Genomic DNA, 23265 nt, shown 5'->3' with positions numbered 1-23265 from the left:
AGACGCACCGGGAAGTGGTCCGGCAACGACTGTAGCGCGGTGTCCCCCGAACGGACGACGCCTGAAGTGGGGCTCCCTCGACCGCTAACGGGGTTCCTACGGTGGACCTAGACAATTCGCGGGGGAGAGACGCACGTGAGCGAGATGGTGATCGAGCAGCCGAGGGCAGGGTGGTACCCCGACCCGTCCACGGAGGCGCCCTTCCGCTGGTGGGACGGCGAGCACTGGAGCCTCCGCACCACGGAGGACCCCCTACGCGCCGAAGCGCCGCAGCTCGCCTTCGCCGCTCCCCTCCCCAGTCGTCGCGCACTCCGCCACGGCGAGACGGATGCCCCCTCCGCGGCATCCGTCTCCGCGGAGTCCGACGCGGCCACGGACCGCACGACACCCGAGGCCGCCACCGCGACCGCCCTCGCGACGCCCGAGTTCATCCCGTTGAACCCGCTCGTCGCCCGCGAGGTGCCGCACAGCCCGTCGACCCCCGAGTTCACCGCACCCGAGGCGTGGATCGAGAACAGCCCCGCCCAGACGAGCGACTACGCCGTCTACGGCACGGGCCTCCCGTTCTCCGCCACGATGATCCCGCGGGCGCAGGAGCCGGCACCCGTCAATTCGTTCGCCAACCTCGGCGCCGGATTCGCCGTCATCGGCCTGCTCTACCAGGCCGTCATCATGGTGTGGGGCGCCCCGTCCGCCACCTCGTACGCGGGCCTCGCGGTCGCCGCGGCCCTGGTCGCCGGCGTGGTCCTGGGCCTGCTCGGCATGGTCCGCGCCGCACGGTTCACCGCCGCAGGCCATCGCCCGCAGCGCGCACCCGGGCTCCTCGTGATCCTGGTGTGCCTGGTGGCCCTGGCCGCCCAGGTCGCCGTCGCGATCGGCGCGATCGTGCCCACCGGCATCCACGACATCCACCTGCCCTTCCTCGGCGCATGACCGACACGACGACGGCCGGGCCCGTCGCGGGCTGGTACGACGACCCCGCAGGAGCCGCCCCGTACCGCTGGTGGGACGGCGACCGCTGGACCACCCGCACCCTCGACCACGCACCCGCGTCACCGACGGCGGCCGTCTCGCTCGACTCATCCCCGGGCGAGGCGGTCGCTCCTCCCCCGGGCTCCGCTGCCGCCGGGCCCGCAGAACCCGTCTCGGCGCCTGTCGAGCCCGTCGCCGCCCGGCCCGACGGGTCGTTCCCGTCGCGTCGCAGCCTCCGGCAGGCCACCGGCGAGGTGCCGTCCGTCCCGGCCGCCTCCGCGGCGGTCCAGGAGGCGCAGGAGCACGCACCCGCCGACTTCACCCCCGTCAACCCGCTGGTGCCCGTGCACGTCGCCGAGCCCGACGAGCACTCCCCCGCCGCACTCCCGGCGCCGGGTGCGCCGGACGACGGGTTCCACGCCCCCACGGCGTGGGTGGTGAACGCTCCGGCTGCTCCTGCGCCCGGATTCGACCCCGGCTACGGACGCGGCGGCGCGAACGGCTACGGACGCCCGACCGGCCACGCCCCCGGCGCACCGCTGCGCGTGAACCCGTGGCGGAACCGGCGGGCCAACCGGGCGCTCTACCTCGGCATCGTCGGCGTCGGACTCCTCGCCGTGCGCCTCGTCGTCGAGCACGGCACCCTCTACTACTTCGTGCCGCTGTCGTCGGCCATCGGCATCGTGCTGGCGATCCTCGGGCTCCGGCAGAGCAGCGCGTGGGTGCGCGAGGGATACCTGCCCAGGGGCAGGTCGAAGGCGATCGTCGCGCTGATCCTGTGCTCGATCGCGCTCGTGGGGCAGTCGATCGTGTCGGGCCTCGTGTTCCTCGACACGCACCTGCCCGAACCCGTGCAGACGCCCGCCGCGGCGGCACCCGCTCAGCCCGCGCAGGCACCGGACGCCGGCACCCCGCAGAACGACAACGGCACCACGGACTACGTCTACAGCGAGGCGATCGCCGAGGCGAACATCAAGCAGGCGATCGTGTCGAAGACGCGCCTGACGCCGACGAGCGTCACCTGCCCGGCGTCCGAGCCGCTCGTGATCGGCACCACGTTCGACTGCACGGTGAACCTGGCCTCGGGGCCCCTCACGGCGCACATGACCGTGATGAGCGACCAGGGCGAGCTGGAGATCTCGAGCGTCTCGTAGCTCCGCTGCGCCACCCGGGGGCCGTCAGGCCAGCGCGCCGCCCGACTCCTCCAGGTAGCAGGTCGCGCACAGCGGCTCGTACCAGACGCTCTGCCCCTCGATCGCGACCTGGTCGCCGTCGAACACGTAGTCGCCGTCGACCTTGCGCGCGTTGAACATCGCCTTGCGGCCGCACCGGCAGATCGTCTTCAGCTCTTCGAGCGAGTGGGCCACCTCGAACAGCCTCGCCGCGCCCGGGAACGCCGCGGTGCGGAAGTCCGTGCGGATGCCGTAGGCGAGGACAGGGATGTCGTCGAGGACCGCGATGCGCAGGAGGTCGTCGATCTGACGCGGCGTTAGGAACTGCACCTCGTCGACGAGCAGGCAGGCGACCTCGGCGCCCGAGCCCTCGCGGACGCGACGGCGCGCGGCACCGAACACGTCGAGGAGGTCGTCGCCGGGTGCCACGAGGAAGTCGACCTCGCGCTCGACGCCGAGACGCGAGACGATGCGGTCGTCGCCCTTCGTGTCGGTGTCGGGCTTCGCGAGGAGGACGCCCTGGTGGCGCTCCTCGTAGTTGTAGGCGGCCTGGAGGAGGGCGGTCGATTTACCGGAGTTCATCGCTCCGTAGCGGAAATAGAGTTTTGCCACTGGGATCAGCGCTTTGCCATGGGACGGGGTGCTGGCGCTACTGCAGGTAGCCGTCTTCGGCGGCGCGCCGGATCAGCTCGGCCTTCTTCGACGCCGGCCGGTTCGCCTTCGCGTACTTCTCGCGCACGCGGCGCAGGTAGGTCTTGGCCGTCTCGTACTGCACGTTCATCTGCTGGGCGACCTCGTTCGTCGAGAAGCCCGAGACGTAGAGCCGGAACGCCTCCGCCTCGCCGGCGGAGAGCTTGGGGCGGCTCTGGTTCGCCGCGCCCACGGGCAGCGGACGCCAGTCGCGCTGCGGGGCGCTGTCGCGCGCCACGCCCATCACTTGACGCGCGGCGTCCATGACCTCGCGCATCGGCAGGGCCTTGGAGAGGAACGCGCTCGCGCCGGCGTCGAGTGCCCGCTCACGCGACTCGCGCGTATCGAGGCTGGAGAGCACGACGACCTTCGCCCCCGCTGCGCGGCACGTGCGGACGCGCGCCTCGATCGACACCGGCTCTTTCAACTGGAAGTCGAGGAAGACGAGATCGGTCGGGAAGTTGTCGCTGTGCACGAGCTGCAGCCAGGTGTGCGCCGTCAGGACGAGGTCGAAGTCGTAGGCGTTCACGTTGATCCAGCTCGACAGGCTGTCGAGGAGGACCTCGTGGTCGTCGAGGATCGCCAGGCGCACCCGGCGCTGGGAGGGCGCCTCGGCCGAGAGGGAGTTCCACGACGCGACGGAACCTGTGCGAGAGCCGCTCGATCGGAGGTTGCTCGTGCCAATCGGGTCAGTGCTGCTCATATGAAAACCTTAGTGTGAGGAACGAACCGCTCACGTCGACGTGCAGGTCGGTGAACAGGATGCGCAAGACGGCGAAGTACGGCGCGTAGTGCTGACGGATCGCCACGTCGGGCGACGAGCTCTCGACCCGGATCAGTGCTCGCACCATCGGCGCGTCGTCGTGCAGGACGATGCCGAGGCTCGACGACCGGGTGTCGGGGTCGACCGCCATCGCGCCGACGACAGCGCGGATCGCGGTTCGCTGGTCGCTGGTCATGGCCTCCGCCAGGCGCCCGCGGTCGATCACGGTCCCGGCCTCGCCGCGAGGGCAGACGTCGAGCAGCACCTGCTCGAGCCACGACCGGTCGCTCTCGTCGACGATGCGCTGACGGATCGCGGTGGCGACCTCGGTGGCGCGGCGGCGATCGGCCTCGGTGACCTCCCCGCCCGCCACGAGGTCGGTGAAGAACGGGACGACCTCTTTGTTGAGGCCGGTCACGCGATCCTGCTGCACCGATCGCGCGATGCCCGGTCGCATCTCGCGCGCCGCGTCGACGGTGAGCGCGGAGGCCCTCTCGAGCCACAGGCGCACGAGGTGCACGAACGTCGCCGCGTAGACCGCCGCGCCGACGCCGAGCGCGATCACGGGCGTGATGCCGACGACGAGGAAGAGGACGGGAGGCGCGGGGGTCGCGAAGTACGGGATCTCGGCCACGACGACCACGGCCTGGACGACGGCGCCGACGCCGGTGGCCACGGCCAGATCGCGGCCGGGGCGGAACGGCGCGCACGAGAGCAGCAGCAGGCCGAGGACGGCGCCGCCCCAGTCGTCGTGGACGTAGAGGTCGTGGCGGTAGGTCGACACGCCCTCGACCACGAGGGCCAGCGTGCCGGCGGCGGCGATGACTCCGAAGCTGCGCCGGGTGAAGGGCGCGCGGAACGGACTCGACGCCCGCACCATGACTCCTGCGGCCACCATCACGAGCGCCACGGCGAGGACCGCGAGCGGCACGTCGGCGCCGGCGTCGTGGTCGACGACGGTGCGACCCGCCGCCAGCACCACGGCGAAGAGCGCGATGACGACGGTGATGGGCCTCTGATTGAGGGCGCCCAGCGGGTCGGTCTGCTGGGCGGTCGACTCGCGGATGCTCACGCGGCGTCTTCCGGGCGATCACGCTCGAGCTCGCTGCGCTCGGCGCCCCGCGGGCCCGCGGCCACCACGCCGGGTGCGCCCACGGGCAGGCCGAACATGACCGAGGTGCCGCTGCCCGGCGACGACCAGATCTGCACCGTGCCGCCGACCCGCTCGATCCGGCCCCGGATCGAGTTCTTCACGCCGAGGCGATCCGCACCCGTCTTCGACTCGTCGAACCCGACCCCGTTGTCGATCACCATGACCGACACGTCGCTGTCGCTCGCGAGCAGCACGAGCTCGGCCTGCTTCGTGCCCGCATGGCGCAGAACGTTCGAGAAGCACTGGGCGACGGCCAGCGACAGGGCGCGGGCGACCGCAGGAGCCAGGCGCGCAGGAGCCGAGACATCCCCCGTCACGCTCACGTCGAGCCCCTGCGCCTCGGCCTGCTCGACCGCGCGATGCAGCTCACTCGCCTCCCACTCCCCCTGCACGTGCGACGCGTCGGCCACGCTCTCGTGCAGCCACTCCTGACCGACGATGACCTCGAGGTCGCGCTGGATGTCGGCGGCGAGCGACGGGTCGAGACGACCGTCGGCGGCGACCGAGATCGCGGCGAGGTGGCTCAGCACGGTGTCGTGGACGAGGGCGGAGGCCTGCTGCTCGATCTCGTGCCGCACCTCGGAGACCTGCTCGTCGCGCGCCGCGCGGTGGAGGTTCGGCTGGACGCGGCGGGCGCGGTCGCGCGCGATGAGCGAGCCGCCCATCGTCGCCACGATGAGGACGTAGCCGAGGAGGGTCGTGGCGTCGATGCGCGGGGTCGCGCCGGCCTGCCAGGTCGCGATCTGCGTCGCGACCTCGCCCGCGACCAGGCCGAACGTCGCCCAGAGGGGCCCGCGGCGAGCGCGGAGACCCGACCCGCCGACCATGACGAGGGCCAGCTTCGGCAGGGAGATCGTGAACGCGTCGGAGGACGTGATCCAGCTGAACTGGGCCAGCGCGGTGACGGCGTAGACGTAGACGGCCGCGGCGCCGACGACGAGGTAGGCGATCGTCGAGACGGTCGAGCGCACCCGCTCCACGACGAGGAGGAGCGCCAGCATCGGGACGAGCGCCACCATGGCGGGCCAGAGAATGAGCGCCGGGTTCGTGATCTGCGCGGCGACCAGGATGACGGTCGCAGCGACGAGGAGGACGGTGGCGATCGCGTGACACGCCCGGGCGATGGCGCGGGAGGAGCTCTGCGGAGCGAGATGGCTGGGGAGCCCGAGCAGCACGAGCCCTCCTTCTCTCCGGTCGTCAGCGCGCCGTCGGGTCGACGACGCGGTGTGGATCGTCGGCGTCGCGTGGGACGACACCGTGGCGTACTGGAAGTATGCCAAATCATCGACTTGTCGTGTACCCCGATATCAGGGGACAGATCGGTCTCGAACCCCCCTCAGGGCAGTTTTTGTGCCCCGAAAGCGGTCCAGAGGTGATCATATCCCTCGCGCGGCACGGATGACGACAACCGTTGCCGAGGCGCGCGGGCGTGGCGTGGAGGGCGCGTGCGCCGGGCTCCTGCGACCTGAGGCCGGGGAGGTCAGGCGTGGATGTGGAGCGCCTCGGCGGTCGCGGACATCGTCTTCGCGGCCTTCTTTTCGTCGGCGGCGAGAGAGGTGCCGGCCGTCGGGATCATCGCGGTGATCTTCGGCGCCCACTCGGCCTTCTTCGACGGGAAGCAGCGCTCGAGCACCGTGAGCATGATCGGCACGGCCGTCGACGCCCCCGGGCTCGCGCCGAGCAGCCCCGCGATCGAGCCGTCTTTCGCGGTGACGACCTCGGTGCCGAACTGGAGGACGCCGCCCTTCTCCTTGTCGGCCTTGATGACCTGGACGCGCTGGCCGGCGGTGATGCGGTACCAGTCCTTCGGGTCGGCGTCGGGCATGAAGTCGGTGAGGGCGTCGAACTTGGTGCGCTTCGATGCGGCGAGCTGGCTGATGAGGTACTTCAGCAGGTCGATGTTCGACAGCGCCACCCGGATCATCGGGTAGAGGTTGTGCAGGCGGATCGACTTGAACAGGTCGAGGTACGAGCCGCTCTTGAGGAACTTGGGGCTGAACCCGGCGTACGGGCCGAACATGAGGCTCGCCGAGCCGTCGACGACGCGGGTGTCGAGGTGAGGCACCGACATCGGCGGGGCGCCGACGGAGGCCTTGCCGTAGACCTTGGCCTGGTGCTTCACCACGACCGCGGGGTTGTCGGTGCGGAGGAACTCGCCCGACACGGGGAAGCCGCCGAAGCCGCGGATCTCGGGGATGCCCGACTTCTGCAGGAGGTTCAGCGCGCCGCCGCCTGCGCCGACGAAGACGAAGCGCGCGCGGACCGTCTGCGGCTCGGCGGTCGCGCCCACCGCGAGGCTGATGCGCCAGGTGCGGTCGCGCTCGCGCGAGATGTTCGTGACGCGGTGCCCGAGGTGCAGCTCGGCGCCGTTGTCGGTGAGGTACGAGAAGAGGTTGCGGGTCAGCGAGCCGAAGTCGACGTCGGTGCCGGCGAGGATGTGCGTGGCCGCGATCGGCTGGGCCTTGTTTCGGCCGGGGATCAGCGCCGGCGCCCACTTCGCGATCTGCTCGGGGTCGTCGCTGAACTCCATCCCCTGGAAGAGCGGGTGGCCCTGCATCGTCTCGAAGCGCTTGCGGAGGTACTCGACGTTGTCCGAACCCCAGACGAACGACATGTGCGGCGTCGGGTTGATGAACTGCTCGGGCTCGGGCAGCGAGCCCTGGCCGACCATGAACGACCAGAACTGGCGCGAGACCTGGAACTGCTCGTTGACCTTGATCGCGCTCGTGATGTCGATGGAGCCGTCGGGCTTCTGGGGCGAGTAGTTCAGCTCGCAGAGCGCGGAGTGACCGGTGCCCGCGTTGTTCCAGGGATTGCTGCTCTCCTGCGCCACGTCGTTGAGCGCCTCGTAGACGCGGATCGACCAGTCGGGCTGGAGCTGCTTGAGCAGCGTGCCGAGGGTCGCGGACATGATTCCGCCGCCGATCAGGGCGACGTCGATGGGCTCCGTTGCAGCAGTCACCGGTCAAGTCTATGGCCGGGTGCCCGCTGGACGTCTGCTGGAGAGGCGGGGGTCTCTCGACGACGAGATGTCGCCGCGGTGTTCACGGCGCTCGGCGTCAGGCGCCTCGCGTCGCGGCCGGGTGTCAGGCGGTGACGGACTCGGCGGCGCGGCGCTTCGCGACGACGACCTCGGCGATCTGCACCGCGTTGAGGGCAGCGCCCTTGCGGAGGTTGTCGTTCGAGATGAACAGGGCGAGGCCCCGGCCATTCGGCACGCCCTCGTCGGCCCGGATCCTGCCCACGTAGCTCGGGTCTTTGCCGGCGGCCTCGAGGGGCGTCGGCACCTCGGTGAGCACGACCCCCGGAGCATCGCGCAGGAGCTCGCGAGCGCGCTCGGGGCTGAGCGACTCGGCGAACTCGGCGTTGATCGACAGCGAGTGGCCGGTGAACACAGGCACGCGCACGCAGGTGCCCGACACGAGCAGCTCGGGCAGCTCGAGGATCTTGCGGCTCTCGTTGCGCAGCTTCTTCTCCTCGTCGGTCTCGTTCAGCCCGTCGTCGACGAGGTTGCCCGCGAACGGGATCACGTCGAACGCGATGGGCGCCACGTACTTCTGCGGGGCGGGGAACTCGACGCTCGAGCCGTCGTGGACGAGCCCCAGCAGGTCTTGCCCGAGCGCGGCCTTCGCCTGCTCGGCGAGCTCTTCGGCGCCGGCGAGACCGGAGCCCGAGACGGCCTGGTACGTGCTCACGATCAGCCGCTCGAGGTGCGCCTCGGCGTCGAGCACCTTCAGCACCGGCATGGCCGCCATCGTGGTGCAGTTCGGGTTCGCGATGATGCCCTTGGTCGCCTCGTCGATCGCGTGCGGGTTGACCTCGCTCACGACCAGCGGCACGTCGGGGTCCATGCGCCAGGCGCTCGAGTTGTCGATCACGAGCGCACCCGCGGCGGCGAACTTGGGCGCGAGAGCGCGGGAGCCCGTGGCACCGGCCGAGAACAGGGCGATGTCGAGGCCCGCAGGATCGGCGGTGGCACTGTCTTCGACGACGATCTCGGCGCCCTTGAACGGCAGCGTCGTGCCCGCGCTCCGGGCCGTGGCGAAGAAGCGGATCTCGGAGATCGGGAAGTCGCGCTCCTCGAGGAGACGGCGCATGACGGCGCCGACCTGGCCGGTGGCGCCGACGACGCCGACGCGGAATCCTGTGCTCAACTGGTGCTCCTGGCCCATCTGGTGCTCCTGGTGGTCTAGCGGCCGGTGCCGGCGTGGACGACGGCGAGCTCGTCGCCGTCGAGGTCGAAGGCGGAGTGCACGACGCGCAGGGCGTCGTTGAGGGTGTCGGCGCGCGTGACGACCGAGATGCGGATCTCGCTGGTGGAGATCATCTCGATGTTGATGCCCGCCTCGAACAGCGCGGTGAAGAGCTTCGCGCTCACGCCGGCGTTGGTGCGCATGCCGGCGCCGACGAGGGCCAGCTTGCCGATCTGGTCGTCGTACTGCAGCTCGGCGAACTGGATGTCGCCCCGCTCGGCCTCGAGGGCCTGCATGACGGTCGCGCCGTCGGCCTTCGGGAGCGTGAACGAGATGTCGGTGAGGCTCGTGGCCGCGGCGGAGACGTTCTGCACGATCATGTCGATGTTCGCGCCGGTCTTCGCGACGACGCGGAAGATCTGCGCGGCCTTGCCGGGCTTGTCGGGCACGCCGACGACGGTGATCTTGCCCTCGCTGAGGTCGCCGGCCACACCGGCGATGATCGGCTCTTCCACGGTCTCTCCCTCTTTCGGATTCACGACGAGCGTGCCCGGGTTGTTGTTGAACGACGAGCGCACGTGCAGGCTCACGCCGTGGCGGCGGGCGTACTCGACGGCACGGATGTGGAGCACCTTCGACCCGGCCGCAGCCAGTTCGAGCATCTCCTCGCTCGTGATGCGGTCGAGCTTCTTCGCAAGCGGTACAACGCGCGGGTCGGCGGTGAAGATTCCGTCGACGTCGGTGTAGATCTCGCAGAGGTCGGCGTCGAGGGCCGCCGCGAGGGCGACCGCGGTCGTGTCGGAGCCGCCCCGGCCGAGCGTCGTGATGTCGCCGGTGGAGCGGTTGAAGCCCTGGAAGCCGGCGACGATCGCGATCGCACCCTGGTCGAGGGCCTCTCGGATCCGGCCCGGGGTGACGTCGACGATGCGCGCCTTGCCGTGCTGGGCGTCGGTGATCATGCCGGCCTGGCTGCCCGTGTAGGAGCGGGCCTCGACGCCCATCGAGCGGATCGCCATGGCCAGCAGGGCCATCGAGATGCGCTCGCCCGCGGTGAGAAGCATGTCGAGCTCGCGGCCGGACGGGATCGGGGTGACCTGCTGGGCGAGGTCGAGGAGGTCGTCGGTGGTGTCGCCCATCGCGCTGACGGCGACGACGACCTCGTTGCCGGCCTTGCGCGTCTCGACGATGCGCTTGGCGACACGCTTGATGCTCTCGGCGTCGGCGACGGAGGATCCGCCGAATTTCTGCACGATCAAGCTCACTGCCTGGCTCCCGGGGGTCGTTCACGGCGCCTGGTCGCTGCCGTCCCGCAATTCTATGGGACGTTTCCGGCGCGTTACGGCCGGCGCGGGCTGGCCTCGCGCCGCCGTTCGCCTCGATATCGATCGCTCCGGGAGGACATCAGCGCCCAGGGAGGAGTCGTGCGTCAGAACGCAGCTTCCGGAGGAAAGACGCGCGTGGAGCCGTCGCGCTCGGGAGGAGATTCGTGCGGCGCGGGAGGAGGGACGACCGAGAACGCGATTCCAGGAGGAGCAGCGGGCTCGGAACGCGCGCTCGGGAGGATCGCTCGACGCGATCTCCTCCCGGGCATCGGGCGGGCATCCTCCCGAAGCGCTTTCCTCCCCATGTCACACGGGCATCCTCCCGAAGCGACGAAGCGACGAGCGACGAGCGACGGACGGCCCCCGGCTTATCCGCTGACGAGCCGCCGCCCCTCGGACTACTCGCTGACGAGCCGCCGGCCCTCGAAAGCGCGACCGAGCGTGACCTCGTCGGCGTACTCGAGGTCGCCGCCGACGGGCAGCCCCGACGCGAGCCTCGTGACCCGCAGTCCGAACGGCGCGAGCATGCGCGAGAGGTAGGTCGCGGTCGCCTCGCCCTCGAGGTTGGGGTCGGTCGCGATGATCACCTCCTGCACGGTGTCGTCGGCGAGACGCTGCACCAGCTGGCGGATCCGGAGGTCGTCGGGCCCGATTCCGTCGATCGGGCTGATCGCGCCGCCGAGCACGTGGTAGAGCCCGCGGAACTCGCGGGTGCGCTCGATCGCCTGGACGTCTTTCGCCTCTTCGACCACGCAGATCACGGCCGGCGACCGGCGCGGGTCTCGGCAGATCGAGCAGGTCGTCTCTTCGGTGACGTTGCCGCAGATCTCGCAGAAGCGCACCTTCGTCTTGACGTCGACGAGCAGTTCGGCCAGGCGCGACGTGTCGAAGTTCTCGGTCTGCAGGATGTGGAACGCGATCCGCTGAGCCGACTTCGGCCCGATCCCGGGCAGGCGGCCGAACTCGTCGATGAGGTCTTGCACGATGCCCTCGTACATCTCAGGCCCCCTCGGTCGGCGGCGCCTGCGGCGTCACCTTCGGTGCGATCGTCTCTTCGTGGATGAACTGCGCCCCGAGGATCTCGCGCACGACGGCCTCGCCGTACCGCGAGCCGGGCGCGATGCCGCGGGCCGGGTTGCCGCGTGGAGCGGCCGGCGGGGCGGTCACGGCGACGGGCGCGGGGGGCGCCGCTGCAGCGGGCCCCGCTGGGCTCGCGACGCTGCTCGGCGAGGTCGCGGGCGCAGGAGCGGCGACACCCGCACCACCGGCGTCAGCCGGCTCGGAGTCGTAGACCGGCGCCCCTCCCGGAGGCTCCTCGGTGATGTACTCGGGCTCGTCGGGCTCGGGCGGCGGCGACTGAGGGATCTGCGCGACCTCCCAGCTCGTCGTGGGCGCCGCGGGCTGCGCGGGGGCCGGCCCTGCGGGAGCCGGCCGGGCGGCGGCCTGCGGCGCGGGGCGGCCGGCGGACGGCGCGGCCGAGGACGGCTCGGCGGCCGGCCTCGATGCCGAGGCTCCAGCGGATGCCGGCGCACTCGTGGGTGCGGGCGTCGCAGGCGAGGCCGCGGGCGGTGCGGCGGGTGCCGCAGCGGCCACGGGCGCGGAGGCGCTCGTCGCAGGCGCGGCATCCGGCGTGGCAACGGCGTTCGCAGCAGGCGCGTCGTCCGGCGTGGCAGCGACGTCCGGCACAGCCGCGGCGGAGGCCGCGACGGGCGGGTCGTCGGGCCGCTCGACTCGGGCGATGTACTTCACCCGCACTCCGAGCAGCTGCTGGATGGCCCGGCGGAGGTACTCGCTGACGCCCTCGCCCCCTCCTGCGGGCTTCTTGAACAGCTCGACATCGTTCGCGCTCGGGAACGTCAGGGTCAGCACCTCGTCAGCGAAGGCGCGCACGGTGGCGGTCATCACGACCATCCACGCCGCGAGCTTCTCGCGCTCGACGATCTCGAGGATCTCGGGCCACGCGTCGCGCAGCTGTTCGACGCTGACCGGGCCTGCGGCTGCGGAGGGCGCAGGAGCCGCGCCCGAGCCCGCCGTGGCCGACCCTCCGGCCGCTCCGCCCGACTTCTCAGCCCCTGCCGGCGACTGCTCGGCGGCGGCAGTCGCGGGCTCGGGAGACGACGTCGACCGCTCGGCCGAGGCGGGTGCCACGGCCTGCTGCCCGGCACCGGCGGAAGCCGACGGCGCGTGCGCCGCCCAGGCGGCCGCCGCGGTCGCGGGATCGGACGACGACGCCGTCGCCGCGGGAGCCGCCTCGGCCGCGGATGTCGCGGGGGCAGCGGTGCTCCGCTGCTCGGGTGCGCGCACGGGAGCGGCCGTGGCACCGGCGAGCGCGCCGCCCGCGGGCGTCGTGGCAGCACCGCCGCTGACCGGCCCAACGGAACCGACCGCCCCGCCGCCGAGCGCTCCGCCGCCGACCGGCCCGGCGGAACCGACCGACCCGGCGGACCCGTTGACCCCGACACGGCGCTCGAGCCGCTCGACGCGCGCCAGGGCGCCGCGCTCGGACTCGTCGGCCTCCGGCACGAGGACACGGGCGATCATGAGCTCGAGGTGGAGACGGGGGGAGGTCGCGCCGGTCATCTCGGTCAGGGCGCGGTTGACGACGTCGGCCGACCGCGAGAGCTCGGCGGCACCGAAGGCGTGCGACTGGCGCGACAGGTGCTCGAGCTCTTCGGGCGTGATGCCGCGGAGGACGGCTGCGGCGCCGTCGGTGGTCGCGCCGACGACGATGAGGTCGCGGAGGCGCTCGAGGAGGTCTTCGACGAAGCGCCGGGGGTCTTGACCGGTCTGGATGACGCGGTCGACGGAGGCGAACGCCGCGGCGCCGTCGTGGGCGCCGAGGGCGTCCACCACGCCGTCGAGGAGCGAGGCGTGCGTGTAGCCGAGGAGGGCCACGGCGGTCTCGTAGAGGACCTCGCCGCCATCGGAGCCGGCGATCAGCTGATCGAGCAGCGACAGCGTGTCGCGCACCGAGCCACCGCCGGCCCGGACGACGAGCGGCAGGACGCCGGGCGCCGCCGAGACGCCCTCGGACTCGCAGAGCTGCTGCACGTAGTCGAGCATCTGCGCCGGCGGCACGAGGCGGAACGGGTAGTGGTGGGTGCGCGAGCGGATCGTGCCGATGACCTTGTCGGGCTCGGTCGTCGCGAAGATGAACTTGACGTGCTCGGGCGGCTCTTCGACGATCTTGAGCAGGGCGTTGAACCCCTGCGGCGTGACCATGTGCGCCTCGTCGAGGATGAAGATCTTGTAGCGATCGCGAGCCGGGGCGAAGATCGCGCGGTCGCGGAGGTCGCGGGCGTCGTCGACGCCGTTGTGGCTGGCGGCGTCGATCTCGATGACGTCGAGCGAGCCGGAACCGCCGCGCGACAGCTCGACGCAGCTCGGGCACACGCCGCAGGGGGTGTCGGTCGGGCCCTCGGCGCAGTTGAGGCAGCGCGCCAGGATCCGGGCCGACGTCGTCTTGCCGCAGCCGCGCGGCCCCGAGAAAAGGTAGGCGTGGTTGACGCGGTTCGTGCGGAGGGCGGTGCGCAGCGGATCGGTCACCTGATTCTGGCCGATGAGCTCGGCGAAGTTCTCTGGCCGGTAACGGCGATACAGGGCGGTGACCACACACACAGAGTAGTCGGCACGACCGACACTGCCGACCGCTCGCGGACGGCGGCTCCGCCGGTCGGCGGTACGCGGGCGCGCGCGGAGACGACCGGACCGGACGGTGACCGAATACACCCTCCGGGCCGATCGCCGGCTCCGTGCGCGGACTTCCTGATCCTGCGACCGGAACGCCCGAGAAGAGAGCGGGGCGGCCCCTTCACACCCGAACGGAAGGGACCGCCCCTTTATACGGCGCTAGCGCTTCCTCGCCCTGATCCTGCTCAGTCCGCGGGATGCACCCAACATCCCGAGACCCAGCGCGAGGAATGCCGCGCCCACCACCGCCCATGGGAAGACGGTGGAGCCTGTGTAGGCGAGCGCCTGACCGAGGAAGGTCTGGTCGCTGCCCGTGCCGGCGGGCGACGTGTTGCCGTTCGTCCCGCCGCCGTTGCCGTCGCCGTTGCCGGTGTGGCCTGTGCCGTTGCCGTTGCCGTTGCCGTTGCCGTTCCCGTCGCCTCCGGGCCCGACGTTGACCGCCAGCTTCCGCACGGTGAACGTCGTCGCCAGCGGGTCGCTGGTGAAGGCGCCGACGGTCTGCGTGACGACGTAGGTGTGGGTGCCCGGCGCCACGCCCGTGAAGGTGTAGCTCCAGGTACCGTCGTCGGCCGCCTGAACCTGCACCGAGCGGCCGCCGTCGAGCGTGATGGTGACAACGGCGTCCGGGTCGGCGGTGCCCATCACCGGCACCGACGCGAGGCCGTTGGTCCCGGCCGCATACGTCGATCCGGGCGCCGGTCGGGCCAGCGTCAGCGGATCGATGATGTCGAGCGAGAACGACTGCGGGTCGGTCGAGGTCTCGGTGCCCATCACCGTCTGGGTCGCGACGACCGTGTGGTCGCCGTCGGCCACGGCGCCGAAGGTCACGCTCCAGGCGCCCGAGGCGTCGGCCGTCGTCGTCTGCACGGCCCCGGTTCCGTCGAGCCGCACCGACACCGGCGCGTTCGGCGCCGAGGTGCCCGTGACGGTCACCGGGTGCGAGCCGTCCTTGTCGGTGTCGACGAGCAGCGCGTTCGGCGTGGGCGAGAGGATCGCGATGCCGGTGGCCGAGGTCGCGGGCGCCACGGTGAACGGCACGGTCGCAGGAGCCGACGTGGCCGCCCCGAGCGTCTCGCTCACCGCGACCGTGTGGTCGCCCCGGCCCACGTTCGGCACGTCGACGCTCCAGGCGCCCGACCCGTCGGCCGTCGTGGTGATCGCCGTGCCGTTGTCGAGCGACACCGAGACGGTGGCGCCCGGTTCGGCGGTGCCCGTCACCGTGACGGTGGTGGGGCCGGTCGTCGAGCCCGGCACGGTCTGCCCCGGGGTCGGCGACGTGACCGTGATCGGTGCGATCGCGGCTCCGGTGACCTGCACCGAGGCCGATCCGGTGACCGTCTGCCCCGTGGTCTGGGTCGCGACGACGGTGCGCGTGCCGTCGGGGACGCTGGTGACGGTGACCGCCCAGGTGCCGTCGTCGCCGACGGTCGTGGTGCGGGTGATGGCGTCGCCCAGGTCGACCGTGATCGACGAGCCGGGCTGGCCGGTGCCGGTCACCGGCACGTCGAAGGTGCCGTCGCCGTCGGTGTCGCGGATGATCTGGCCCGAGGAGGGGCTGGTGATCGTCGGCGCGGACACCGGGTTCGACGTCGCCGTGACGCTGAAGGTGACCGTCACGGGATCCTGCGTCGTGCCGAGGACCGTCTGCGTCGCGGACGCGATGTGCGTGCCGACGCCGACCTGCGTGAACGTCGCCGTCCAGGCCCCGGTGCCGTCGACCGGAACGGTCTGGCTCGCGGAGCCCAGCAGCACCTTCACGCTGGCGCCGGGGGCGCCGGTGCCCGAGACCACGACGACCGTTGTGGAACCCGGCGCGACCTGGATCTGCTGGCCGGCCTGCGGCGTCGTGATCGTGGCCTTCGCCGCGGCCGCCACGGTCACGGTCGAGGTGACCGGGGTCGTGGAGCCGTCGGCGAGCTCCTCGCTCGCCGAGATCGTGTGGTCGCCGGTCGCGACACCGGGGAACGTGACCGACCACGAGCCGTCCGTCGCCGCGTTCACGGTCTTCGGCGTGCCGCCGTCGATCGTCACCGAGACGAGCGCGCCGGGGTCGGCGGTGCCGCTCACCGGGAGCGACGTCGTGGAGGTCGACGAGGCGACGGTCACCGAGGAGCCGTCCGCGGGCGACGAGACTGCCACGCCGGTGCCGGCCTGGACGGTGAGGTCCTGCGTCACCGCGGGCAGCGAGACGCCGGTGAGGCTCTCGGTCACGGAGATCGTGTGGTCGCCGACCGGGACGTCGTGGATCGTGGTCCCCCACTTCCCGTCGTCGCCGACGGTCGCCGTGCCGGTGAGGCCGCCGCCGAGGTCGACGGCGATCGACGCGCCGGGCTCACCGGTGCCGGTGACCGGGATGTCCGCGGTCGCCGTCGGCGACGTGACGAGGACGGGCTGGCCGGCCTCCGGCGTCGCGATCGCAGGAGCGACGAGAGCCTCGGCCGAGATCCCGACCTGGTCGGACCCCGTGACCGTGCCGTTCGTCTTCTGCACGACCGCGAGGCGGATCACACCCACCGGCACGTGGTGGAGCGTGACCGACCACGTGCCGTCGTCGCCGACCGTGGTGGTCGCCGTCTGGCCGGTCGCCGTGGTGACCGTGATGGTCGAGCCGGGCTGGCCGGTGCCCGAGACGGGCACGTCGACGAAGCCGTCGCCGTTGGTGTCGGGGAGCACGGTGCCCTGGTCGGGGCTCGTGATCTCGACCGGGGCCGCCGGGTTCGTCGTCGTCTCGACGGTGAAGCCCGCGGAGACGGACGTCTGCGTGTCGCCGGCGACCGACTGCGTGGCGGTCACGTCGTGATCGCCCTCGCCGACGCCGGTGAACTGGACGCTCCACGTGCCGGTCTGGTCGACAGTCGTGGTCTGCGGCGCGCCCTGGCCGTCGAGCTGCACGGAGATCCCGGCGCCGGGCAGTCCGGTGCCCGAGACCGGCACGGTGGCCGTGTCGCCCTGGGCGACCTGGAAGGTCTGGCCGGCGGTCGGGCTGGTGATGACCGCGGCCGGTGCGACGTCGACGGTGAACACCGCGAGGGCGGGGGTCGTCGAGCCGTCCGAGGTGGCCTCGGTGGCCGAGAGCGTGTGGGATCCGGTGCCGACGTCCGGGAACGAGGTCGACCAGGCGCCGGTGGTGCCGTCGGCGGTCACCGTGGTGGCGCTGCCGCCGTCGAGCTTCACCGTCACCGTGGCGCCGGGCTCGGCCGTGCCGGAGACGGGGACGGGGACGGTGTCGCCGGTGTTCGCCACCGGGAACGAGTGCGCGTTCGTCGGCTGCGAGATCACGACCGGCGCGGCGACCGAGACCGAGAGCGGCTGCGTGACCGGCGTCGAGACGACGCCGGCGATGGTCTGCGTGACGCTCGCCGTGTAGTCGCCGACCGGCACGCCGTGCACGGTGACGCCCCAGGTGCCGTCGTCGCCGGCCTTCGTGGTCGCCGTGAGGCCGCCGCCGAGGCTGACGGTCACGGTCGCGTCGGCCTGCGCCGTGCCGGTGAAGGGCACGTCGGCGGTCGCCGCCTGGCTCGACACCGTGACGTCCACCCCGGGAGCCGGGTTCGTGACGGTGACGGGCGAGGCCGCCGCCACCGAGATCGTGACGGTGGTCGGCGTGGCCGACGTCGTGCCGTCGATCGACTGCGTCACCGAGATCGTCTGGTCGGCTCCGACGGAGACGTCCGGGATCGTGACGGAGTACTTCCCGTCCGTGCCGGTCGTGGCCTGGCCGGCCTGGCCGGAGTCGGTGGTCGCCATGACGGTCGACCCGGGCTCGGCGGTGCCGGTGACGGTGACGTCGGTCGTCGACGTCGCGGTGGGCACGACGACGGTCTGGTCGGGCGTCGGCGTGGCGATGGTCACGGCCGCTCCGGCCTGCACCGTGAAGTCACGGGTCGCAGGATCCGACTGCGTGCCGCCCACCGTCTGCACGGCGCTGAGCACGTACGACCCCACGGGGGTGTTCGCGAGAGTCGTCGACCAGCTGCCGCTGTTGCGCACGGTGATCGCGATCGGGGCGCCGCCGTTGACGGTCAGGGCGATCGAGGCACCGGGCTGTCCGGTGCCCGCGACGGTGACCGTGGTCTTCGACGAGGCGTCCGCGACCGGGAAGTCCTGCCCCTCGGTCGGCGTCTGGATGGTGATCGGAGCACCGACGATGACGTCGACGGTCGACGTGACCGCCGCCGACGTGGTGCCGTTGATCGTCTGGGTCGCGCTGACGGTCTGGAGGCCGACCGGCACGTTCGCCACGCTCGTCGACCAGGCGCCCGTGGTGGCGTCGGCGGTCGTCGTCGCCGTGAGGCCGGCTCCGAGCGACACGTTCACCGTGGCGCCCGGCTGGGCCGTGCCCGACACCGGGATCGTCGTCGTCGAGCCGCTCGTGGCGACCGTGACCTTCGAGCCGTCCGCGGGGGCGGTCAGCGTGACCGGGGCGCCGGCGGCGATCGAGAACGACGAGGTCGCAGGAGCCGAGACGGTCCCGTTCAGCGACTGGCTCGCCGCCGCCGTGTACGACCCGACCGGCAGGTTCGCGAAGGTCGTGGTCCAGGTGGTCCCGGTGACGGTGGCCTCCTGGGTGAGACCCGCGCCGAGGCTGACCGACACCGTGGCGCCGGCCGCGTTCGTGCCCGTCACCGTCTCGGACGTCGTCGCCGTGGGGGACGCCACGACCTTCGTGTCGCCCGCGGGAGGAGCCGTGATGGTCACCGGTGCTCCTGCGCTGATGGTCACGGTGGAGGTGAGCACGGGCGACGTGGTGACGCCGACGGTCTCGATGGCGCCGAAGGTGTGCGCACCCACGCCGAGGGCGAGGAAGGTGGTCGACCACTGGCCGTTGAGGCCGACGATCGCCGTCTGGGTCGTCGAGCCGGTCGTGACGGCGACCGAGGCGCCGGTGTCGCCGGTGCCGGAGACCGTGATGTTCTGCGTGCCCGAGGCGTCGGCAACGGTGACGGTCGATCCGTCGACGGGCGTCGCGAGCGTGAATGCCGCCCCGGCGCTGATCGTGAAGCCGCCGTTGGCGCTGGAGGTGGTTCCGTTGACGGTCTGCGTCGCGACGATCGCGTGCGTGCCGACGCCGACCCCGCTGTCCGTCACCGACCAGGCGCCCGAGGCGTCGGCCGTGGTGGTGAGAGGGGTGCCCGAGTCGACGGTCACCGAGATGCCCGCGCCCGGCTGCGCGGTGCCGGAGATCGCGACGGACTGCGTCGACGTCGGCGTGGCGACGGTGATGGGCGTCGCCGAGGTCGGCGACGTGATCGCGATCGGGGCGCCGGCCGAGATCGAGAAGGTCGTCGGGGTCGCGTTCTGCGTCGAGCCGGCGATCGTCTGCGACGCGTTCACGGTGTACGTGCCGACCGGCAGGTTCGAGAACGTCGCCGACCACGAGCCGAGCGGGGTGGCGACCGTCTGCGAGCCGGAGGCCCCGAGGTCGACCGTGGGGCTGGTGAGCGTGACGGTGGTATTCGCGAGGGCCGATCCGACGCCGGTCACCGTGGTGGAGTGGGTGCCCGTGCCCGAGGCGACCGTGAAGGTCGTGCCCGACGATGGCGCCGTGATCACGAGGCCCGTGGCGGCCGCGACGTGGAACGCCTGCGTGACCGGGGTGGAGGTGCCGCCGTTGATGGTCTGGGACGCGCTGAGCACGTAGTCGCCCACGGGTACGTTCGCGATCGAGGCGCTCCACGATCCCGTCGGGCCGGCCGTCGTGGTCGCCGTGAGTCCGGCGCCGAGGCTGACCGTGACCGAGGCACCCGGCTGGGCGGTGCCGCTCGTCGCGACCGTCGCCCGGCCTCCGGTGACCACCGTCTGCGTCGCGCCGGCGGCCGGGTTCGAGATGACGACAGGAGCGCCGACCTGCACCGTGAGGGGCTGCGTCACGGCGGGCGAGGTCGTGCCGCCGATCGTCTCGGTGGCGCTGACCGTGTAGCTGCCGGTGGGGACGCCCGCGATCGGGATCGTCCAGGTCCCGCTGCCGTCGGCGGTGGCGGTGCCGGTGATGCCGGAGCCCAGCGACACCGTCACGCTCGCGCCCGGCTGCGCGGTGCCGGTGAAGGGGATGTCGGCGGTGGAGCCGGTGCCCGCGACGGGGATCGCTGCTCCTGCGGCCGGAGCCGAGATGGCCACCGGCGCGCCCGCGACGATCGAGTAGGTGCTGGTGACCGGCGACGACGTCGTTCCGTTGACGGTCTGCGTGGCCGAGATCGTGTACCCGCCGACCGGCACGCCGGTGAACGGAGCCGACCAGGTGCCGGTGCCCGAGGCGGTGACGGTCTGGGTGCGGCCGGAGCCGAGCGAGACGGTCACCGAGGCGTTGTTGCCTGCCGTGCCGGTGACGGTCACGGGGATGGTGGACGAGGGGTCGGCGACGGTGGTCGACGAGCCTGCCGCGGGCGCGGTGATGGTGACGGCAGGAGCCGCGGCCACCGAGAACGTCGAGGTGACCGGTGCGCTCGTGACGCCGGCCACGGTCTGTGTCGCCGACACGGTGTAGGCGCCGACGCCGACGTTCGTGAAGTTCGCGCTCCACGCGCCGTTCAGGCCCGCGGTCACCGTCGCGGTGACGCCGGTCGCGATCTGCACGTTCACCGTCGCGCCGGCCTGGGCCGTGCCCGTCACGGTGACGGGAGTGGTGGCCTGCGGACCGGCGACCGTGAAGACGCCGCCGTTCGCGGGACTCTGCAGGACGATGGGCGAGGCCGCGACGACCGAGATCGGGCGGGTGATCGCTGCTGACGTGCCGCCGCCCACGATTTGCGTGACGCTGACGGTGTAGGCGCCGGTGCCCACGCCCGTGACGGGGATGCTGTAACTGCCGTCGGCGGCCGCGGTCGCGGTGCCGGTGAGGCCGCCGCCGAGGTCGGCGGTGACAGCGGCGCCGGGCTGGGCCGTGCCGGTGACGGTGACCGTGGTGGTCGAGGTCGACCCCGGCACGACGTACTGCGTGTTCGCGGCGGGAGCCGTCACGGTGAGTGCCGCACCGGCGACGACCGTGAACGGCCGGGTCACCGGCGCCGAGGTCACGCCGCCCGAGGCCTGCGTGGCCGAGATGGTGTAGCTGCCGACGCCGACGCCGGGCACCGAGGTCGACCAGGAGCCGTCGGAGCCCGCGGTCGTCGACGCGGTGAGACCGCCGCCGAGGTCGAGCGCGATCGTCGCACCGGGCGTCGCCGAGCCGGACACCGTGATCGACCGCGTCGCCGTCGACGACACGACCGTGAACTGCTGCGAGGCCGTCGGCGCCGAGATGGACAGCGGCTGCTGCGCGACCACGCTGAAGGTCTGTGTCACCGGCGTGCCGGCCACCCCGTTGAAGGTCTGCGTCGCGCTGGCCGTGACGGTGCCGACGCCGATGCCGGAGACCGTCGTCGACCACGTGCCGTCCGTGCCGACCGTCGCCGTGCCGGTGTGGCCGTTGCCGAGGTCGACGGCGATGGTGGCGCCGGGCTCACCCGTGCCGGAGACCGGAATGGACCGCGTCGTCGTGCTCGTCGCGACCGTGAACTGCTGGTTGGCGGTCGGCGAGGTGATCGCGACCGGGGCGATGGTCGTGGTGTTCGCCGTCGATGTCGCCAGGTTGATCGTCGCGACGTTCGCACCCGGCAGGATCGCCAGCTGCAGGGCGTGGACGGAGGTCGACCCCTGGGTGTTGCCGCGGGAGTCCTGGAAGCCGCCGTTCGAGTCCTGCGCGTTGACGGTGATCGACACGACCTGGTTGATGAGGCCGACCAGAGGTGTCAGCACCGTGTTCGCAGCGGTCAGCGTCGTGCCGAGAGTCGTCGTGAGGCCGTTGAGCGTCGGCGACAGGAGGGTTCCGAGGTTGGACGTGATCGACGTCACGACCGGAGCCAGCGCCGGCAGCAGGACGTTGACGGGGATGCTCACGCCGCCGTTCAGCGCGGTGAGCGTCGCCGTGACCGTCGCAGGCGTGTTCGTGCCGTTCGCGATGAGGTTGCTGAGCGGGACCGACGCGTTGAGGTTCAGCGTCTCGATGTTGAGACCGAGGAGCGTGACGCCCGCGCCGACCGTGACCTTCAGCGTCGCGTTGCTCAGGGCGCTGACGATCGCCGTGTTGAGCGCTGCCGGGATCTGCGTCACCAGGATGTCCTTGATGGCACCGGTGACGATGTCCTGCAGCGCCTGGGTCGACAGCAGCTTCGTGTTCGGGCCCTGGCCGTTGAGCGCCTGGAGCGTGTTGAGGTCGATCGTGATCGAGCCCGTCTTCGGGTTGATCGTCACCGGGCCGGACGTGTACGTCTGCGCCAGGACCGGCTGGGTCACGGCGGACAGGTTGAGCCCGCTGATGCTGGCCTGCACCGTGGTCCCGGTGAGGTTGGAGTTCGGGATCAGGCCCTGGATCGCCGTGTTCAGCGACGACGTGATCCCGCTCGTGAGCGAGTTGACGAAGCCGGTGGACGCGACCGTGTTGTTCAGCGTCGAGCTGGTGGTGTTCACGGCGGTCTGCAGGCTCGTGTTGAGGCCGGCGATGGCCGGGCTCGTGAGCTGGACGTTGGCTCCTGCGATGCCGTAGGTCTTCGACACCGAGGTGGTCGTGCCGCGCGTCGACTGGATGCGAGAGGCGAGTGCGCCGATGTTGAGCTGCGCGGCGCTGGCGATCGACGCGTTCGCGCCGACGGTCTGGAAGAGGGGCTCGAGGTTCAGGGTCGAGGTGCCGCCGGGTGTTCCCGGGCCGACCGCGATGCTGCCGTCGGAGCCGACGAGACCCGACGAGGCCACGGCGCCGGTCGTCGAGGTGTTCGCGTACTGCCCGTTCACCCCGAGGGTCAGGATCCCGTTGTTGCCGAGCAGCTGGATGCCGTTGCCGAGGTTGACGTTGACCGCGTTCAGGGCGGTGAGGTCGAGCGGGTTGGCGACGGTGCCGAGGCTCGACGTCGCCGTGCTGGACGAGTAGGCGCCCTTCAGCTGGGCGATGTTGTTGACGTTGACGATGCCGCTGCCGGAGAGCAGCACGCCCTCGCCCTCGCTGACGTCGCCCGCCGCGGCCTGCGCGGGCAGGACCGTCATCGAGGCGATGACGCCGCCGACGACCAGGGACGCCGCGATCGACAGCAGCGAACGTCGGCCGGTGAAGAGTCCGGCCGGACGAGTGTGGGTGCGAGACCTCGAGTGGAGCATGAGGTGCCTCTTTCTGACAGACGGTGTCTGTCACTGATCCGAACCCTCCGTGGGTGGCGAAGGGGTGAAGCGGCGGTGCACGGTGCCGGTGGTTCGGCGGCTCCGGTGAAGCGGGGTGATGCGGGGCGAGTGATCGACGGCGCGCGTCAGTGATCGGGCGCGCCGACTCCGATCGGAGCGCGAG

The 23265-nt window shown here is 71.8% G+C and carries 12 protein-coding genes; 2 read left to right on the top strand and 10 right to left on the bottom strand.

All coding sequences use genetic code 11. The features are described 5' to 3' along the window. Positions 1-144: 144 nt before the first annotated feature. Both C8E83_RS01170 and C8E83_RS01165 read left to right on the top strand, forming a co-directional pair. Positions 145-933, top strand: coding sequence for a DUF2510 domain-containing protein (locus C8E83_RS01170; protein ID WP_121368051.1), 789 nt, complete (start codon positions 145-147; stop codon positions 931-933). Further along, positions 930-2126, top strand: a complete 1197-nt coding sequence (locus tag C8E83_RS01165; protein WP_121368050.1) for a DUF2510 domain-containing protein — start codon at positions 930-932, stop codon at positions 2124-2126. The genes C8E83_RS01170 and C8E83_RS01165 overlap by 4 nt, the downstream gene beginning before the upstream one ends. A 24-nt stretch (positions 2127-2150) precedes the next feature. Here the strand turns inward: C8E83_RS01165 and C8E83_RS01160 are convergent, their stop codons facing one another. The 10 genes from C8E83_RS01160 to C8E83_RS01115 all read right to left on the bottom strand — a co-directional run bounded on the left by C8E83_RS01160 (position 2151) and on the right by C8E83_RS01115 (position 23081). Beyond that, positions 2151-2756, bottom strand: a complete 606-nt coding sequence (locus C8E83_RS01160; RefSeq protein WP_121368049.1) for a thymidine kinase — start codon at positions 2754-2756, stop codon at positions 2151-2153. Positions 2757-2793: 37 nt separating this feature from the next. After that, the gene (locus C8E83_RS01155) at positions 2794-3537 is read right to left on the bottom strand and encodes a response regulator transcription factor (protein WP_121368048.1); all 744 of its coding nucleotides are present in this window, start codon (positions 3535-3537) and stop codon (positions 2794-2796) included. Continuing rightward, a complete protein-coding gene (locus C8E83_RS01150) occupies positions 3524-4669 on the bottom strand; it encodes a hypothetical protein (RefSeq protein WP_121368047.1) in 1146 nt (381 codons plus the stop codon). Before C8E83_RS01150 ends, C8E83_RS01155 begins: the two co-directional genes overlap by 14 nt. Further along, positions 4666-6030: a sensor histidine kinase gene (locus C8E83_RS01145; RefSeq protein WP_121368046.1), complete on the bottom strand. Its 1365-nt coding sequence runs from the start codon at positions 6028-6030 to the stop codon at positions 4666-4668. Before C8E83_RS01145 ends, C8E83_RS01150 begins: the two co-directional genes overlap by 4 nt. Before the next feature lie 200 nt (positions 6031-6230). Beyond that, entirely contained in the window at positions 6231-7712 is a 1482-nt protein-coding gene (locus C8E83_RS01140) for a malate:quinone oxidoreductase (RefSeq protein ID WP_121368045.1), read from the bottom strand. Positions 7713-7836: 124 nt separating this feature from the next. Then, a complete protein-coding gene (locus tag C8E83_RS01135; protein ID WP_425454748.1) occupies positions 7837-8904 on the bottom strand; it encodes an aspartate-semialdehyde dehydrogenase in 1068 nt (355 codons plus the stop codon). A 35-nt stretch (positions 8905-8939) separates the two neighbouring features. Continuing rightward, positions 8940-10205: an aspartate kinase gene (locus tag C8E83_RS01130; RefSeq protein ID WP_121368043.1), complete on the bottom strand. Its 1266-nt coding sequence runs from the start codon at positions 10203-10205 to the stop codon at positions 8940-8942. A gap of 458 nt (positions 10206-10663) precedes the next feature. Beyond that, on the bottom strand, positions 10664-11263 hold the full coding sequence (gene recR / locus C8E83_RS01125) for a recombination mediator RecR (RefSeq protein WP_121368042.1): 600 nt from the start codon (positions 11261-11263) through the stop codon (positions 10664-10666). Between the two features lies 1 nt (position 11264). After that, positions 11265-13877: a DNA polymerase III subunit gamma and tau gene (locus C8E83_RS01120; RefSeq protein ID WP_121368041.1), complete on the bottom strand. Its 2613-nt coding sequence runs from the start codon at positions 13875-13877 to the stop codon at positions 11265-11267. A 237-nt stretch (positions 13878-14114) separates the two neighbouring features. Beyond that, positions 14115-23081 (bottom strand): choice-of-anchor G family protein, encoded by an 8967-nt coding sequence (locus C8E83_RS01115; RefSeq protein WP_121368040.1) that lies wholly within the window; start codon positions 23079-23081, stop codon positions 14115-14117. Positions 23082-23265: the final 184 nt, after the last annotated feature.

It is taken from the genome of Frondihabitans australicus, from assembly GCF_003634555.1.
Classification (GTDB): Bacteria; Actinomycetota; Actinomycetes; order Actinomycetales; family Microbacteriaceae; genus Frondihabitans; species Frondihabitans australicus.
This window is presented reverse-complemented; position numbering and strand designations above follow the sequence as displayed.

What these genes read in the sequence shown, in the direction of transcription:
- C8E83_RS01170 (WP_121368051.1), top strand. Translation starts at nt 145, where the DNA reads ATGGTGATCGAGCAGCCGAGGGCAGGGTGGTACCCCGACCCGTCCACG.
- C8E83_RS01165 (WP_121368050.1), top strand. Translation starts at nt 930, where the DNA reads ATGACCGACACGACGACGGCCGGGCCCGTCGCGGGCTGGTACGACGAC.
- C8E83_RS01155 (WP_121368048.1), bottom strand. Translation starts at nt 3,537, where the DNA reads ATGAGCAGCACTGACCCGATTGGCACGAGCAACCTCCGATCGAGCGGC.
- recR (WP_121368042.1), bottom strand. Translation starts at nt 11,263, where the DNA reads ATGTACGAGGGCATCGTGCAAGACCTCATCGACGAGTTCGGCCGCCTG.
- C8E83_RS01115 (WP_121368040.1), bottom strand. Translation starts at nt 23,081, where the DNA reads ATGCTCCACTCGAGGTCTCGCACCCACACTCGTCCGGCCGGACTCTTC.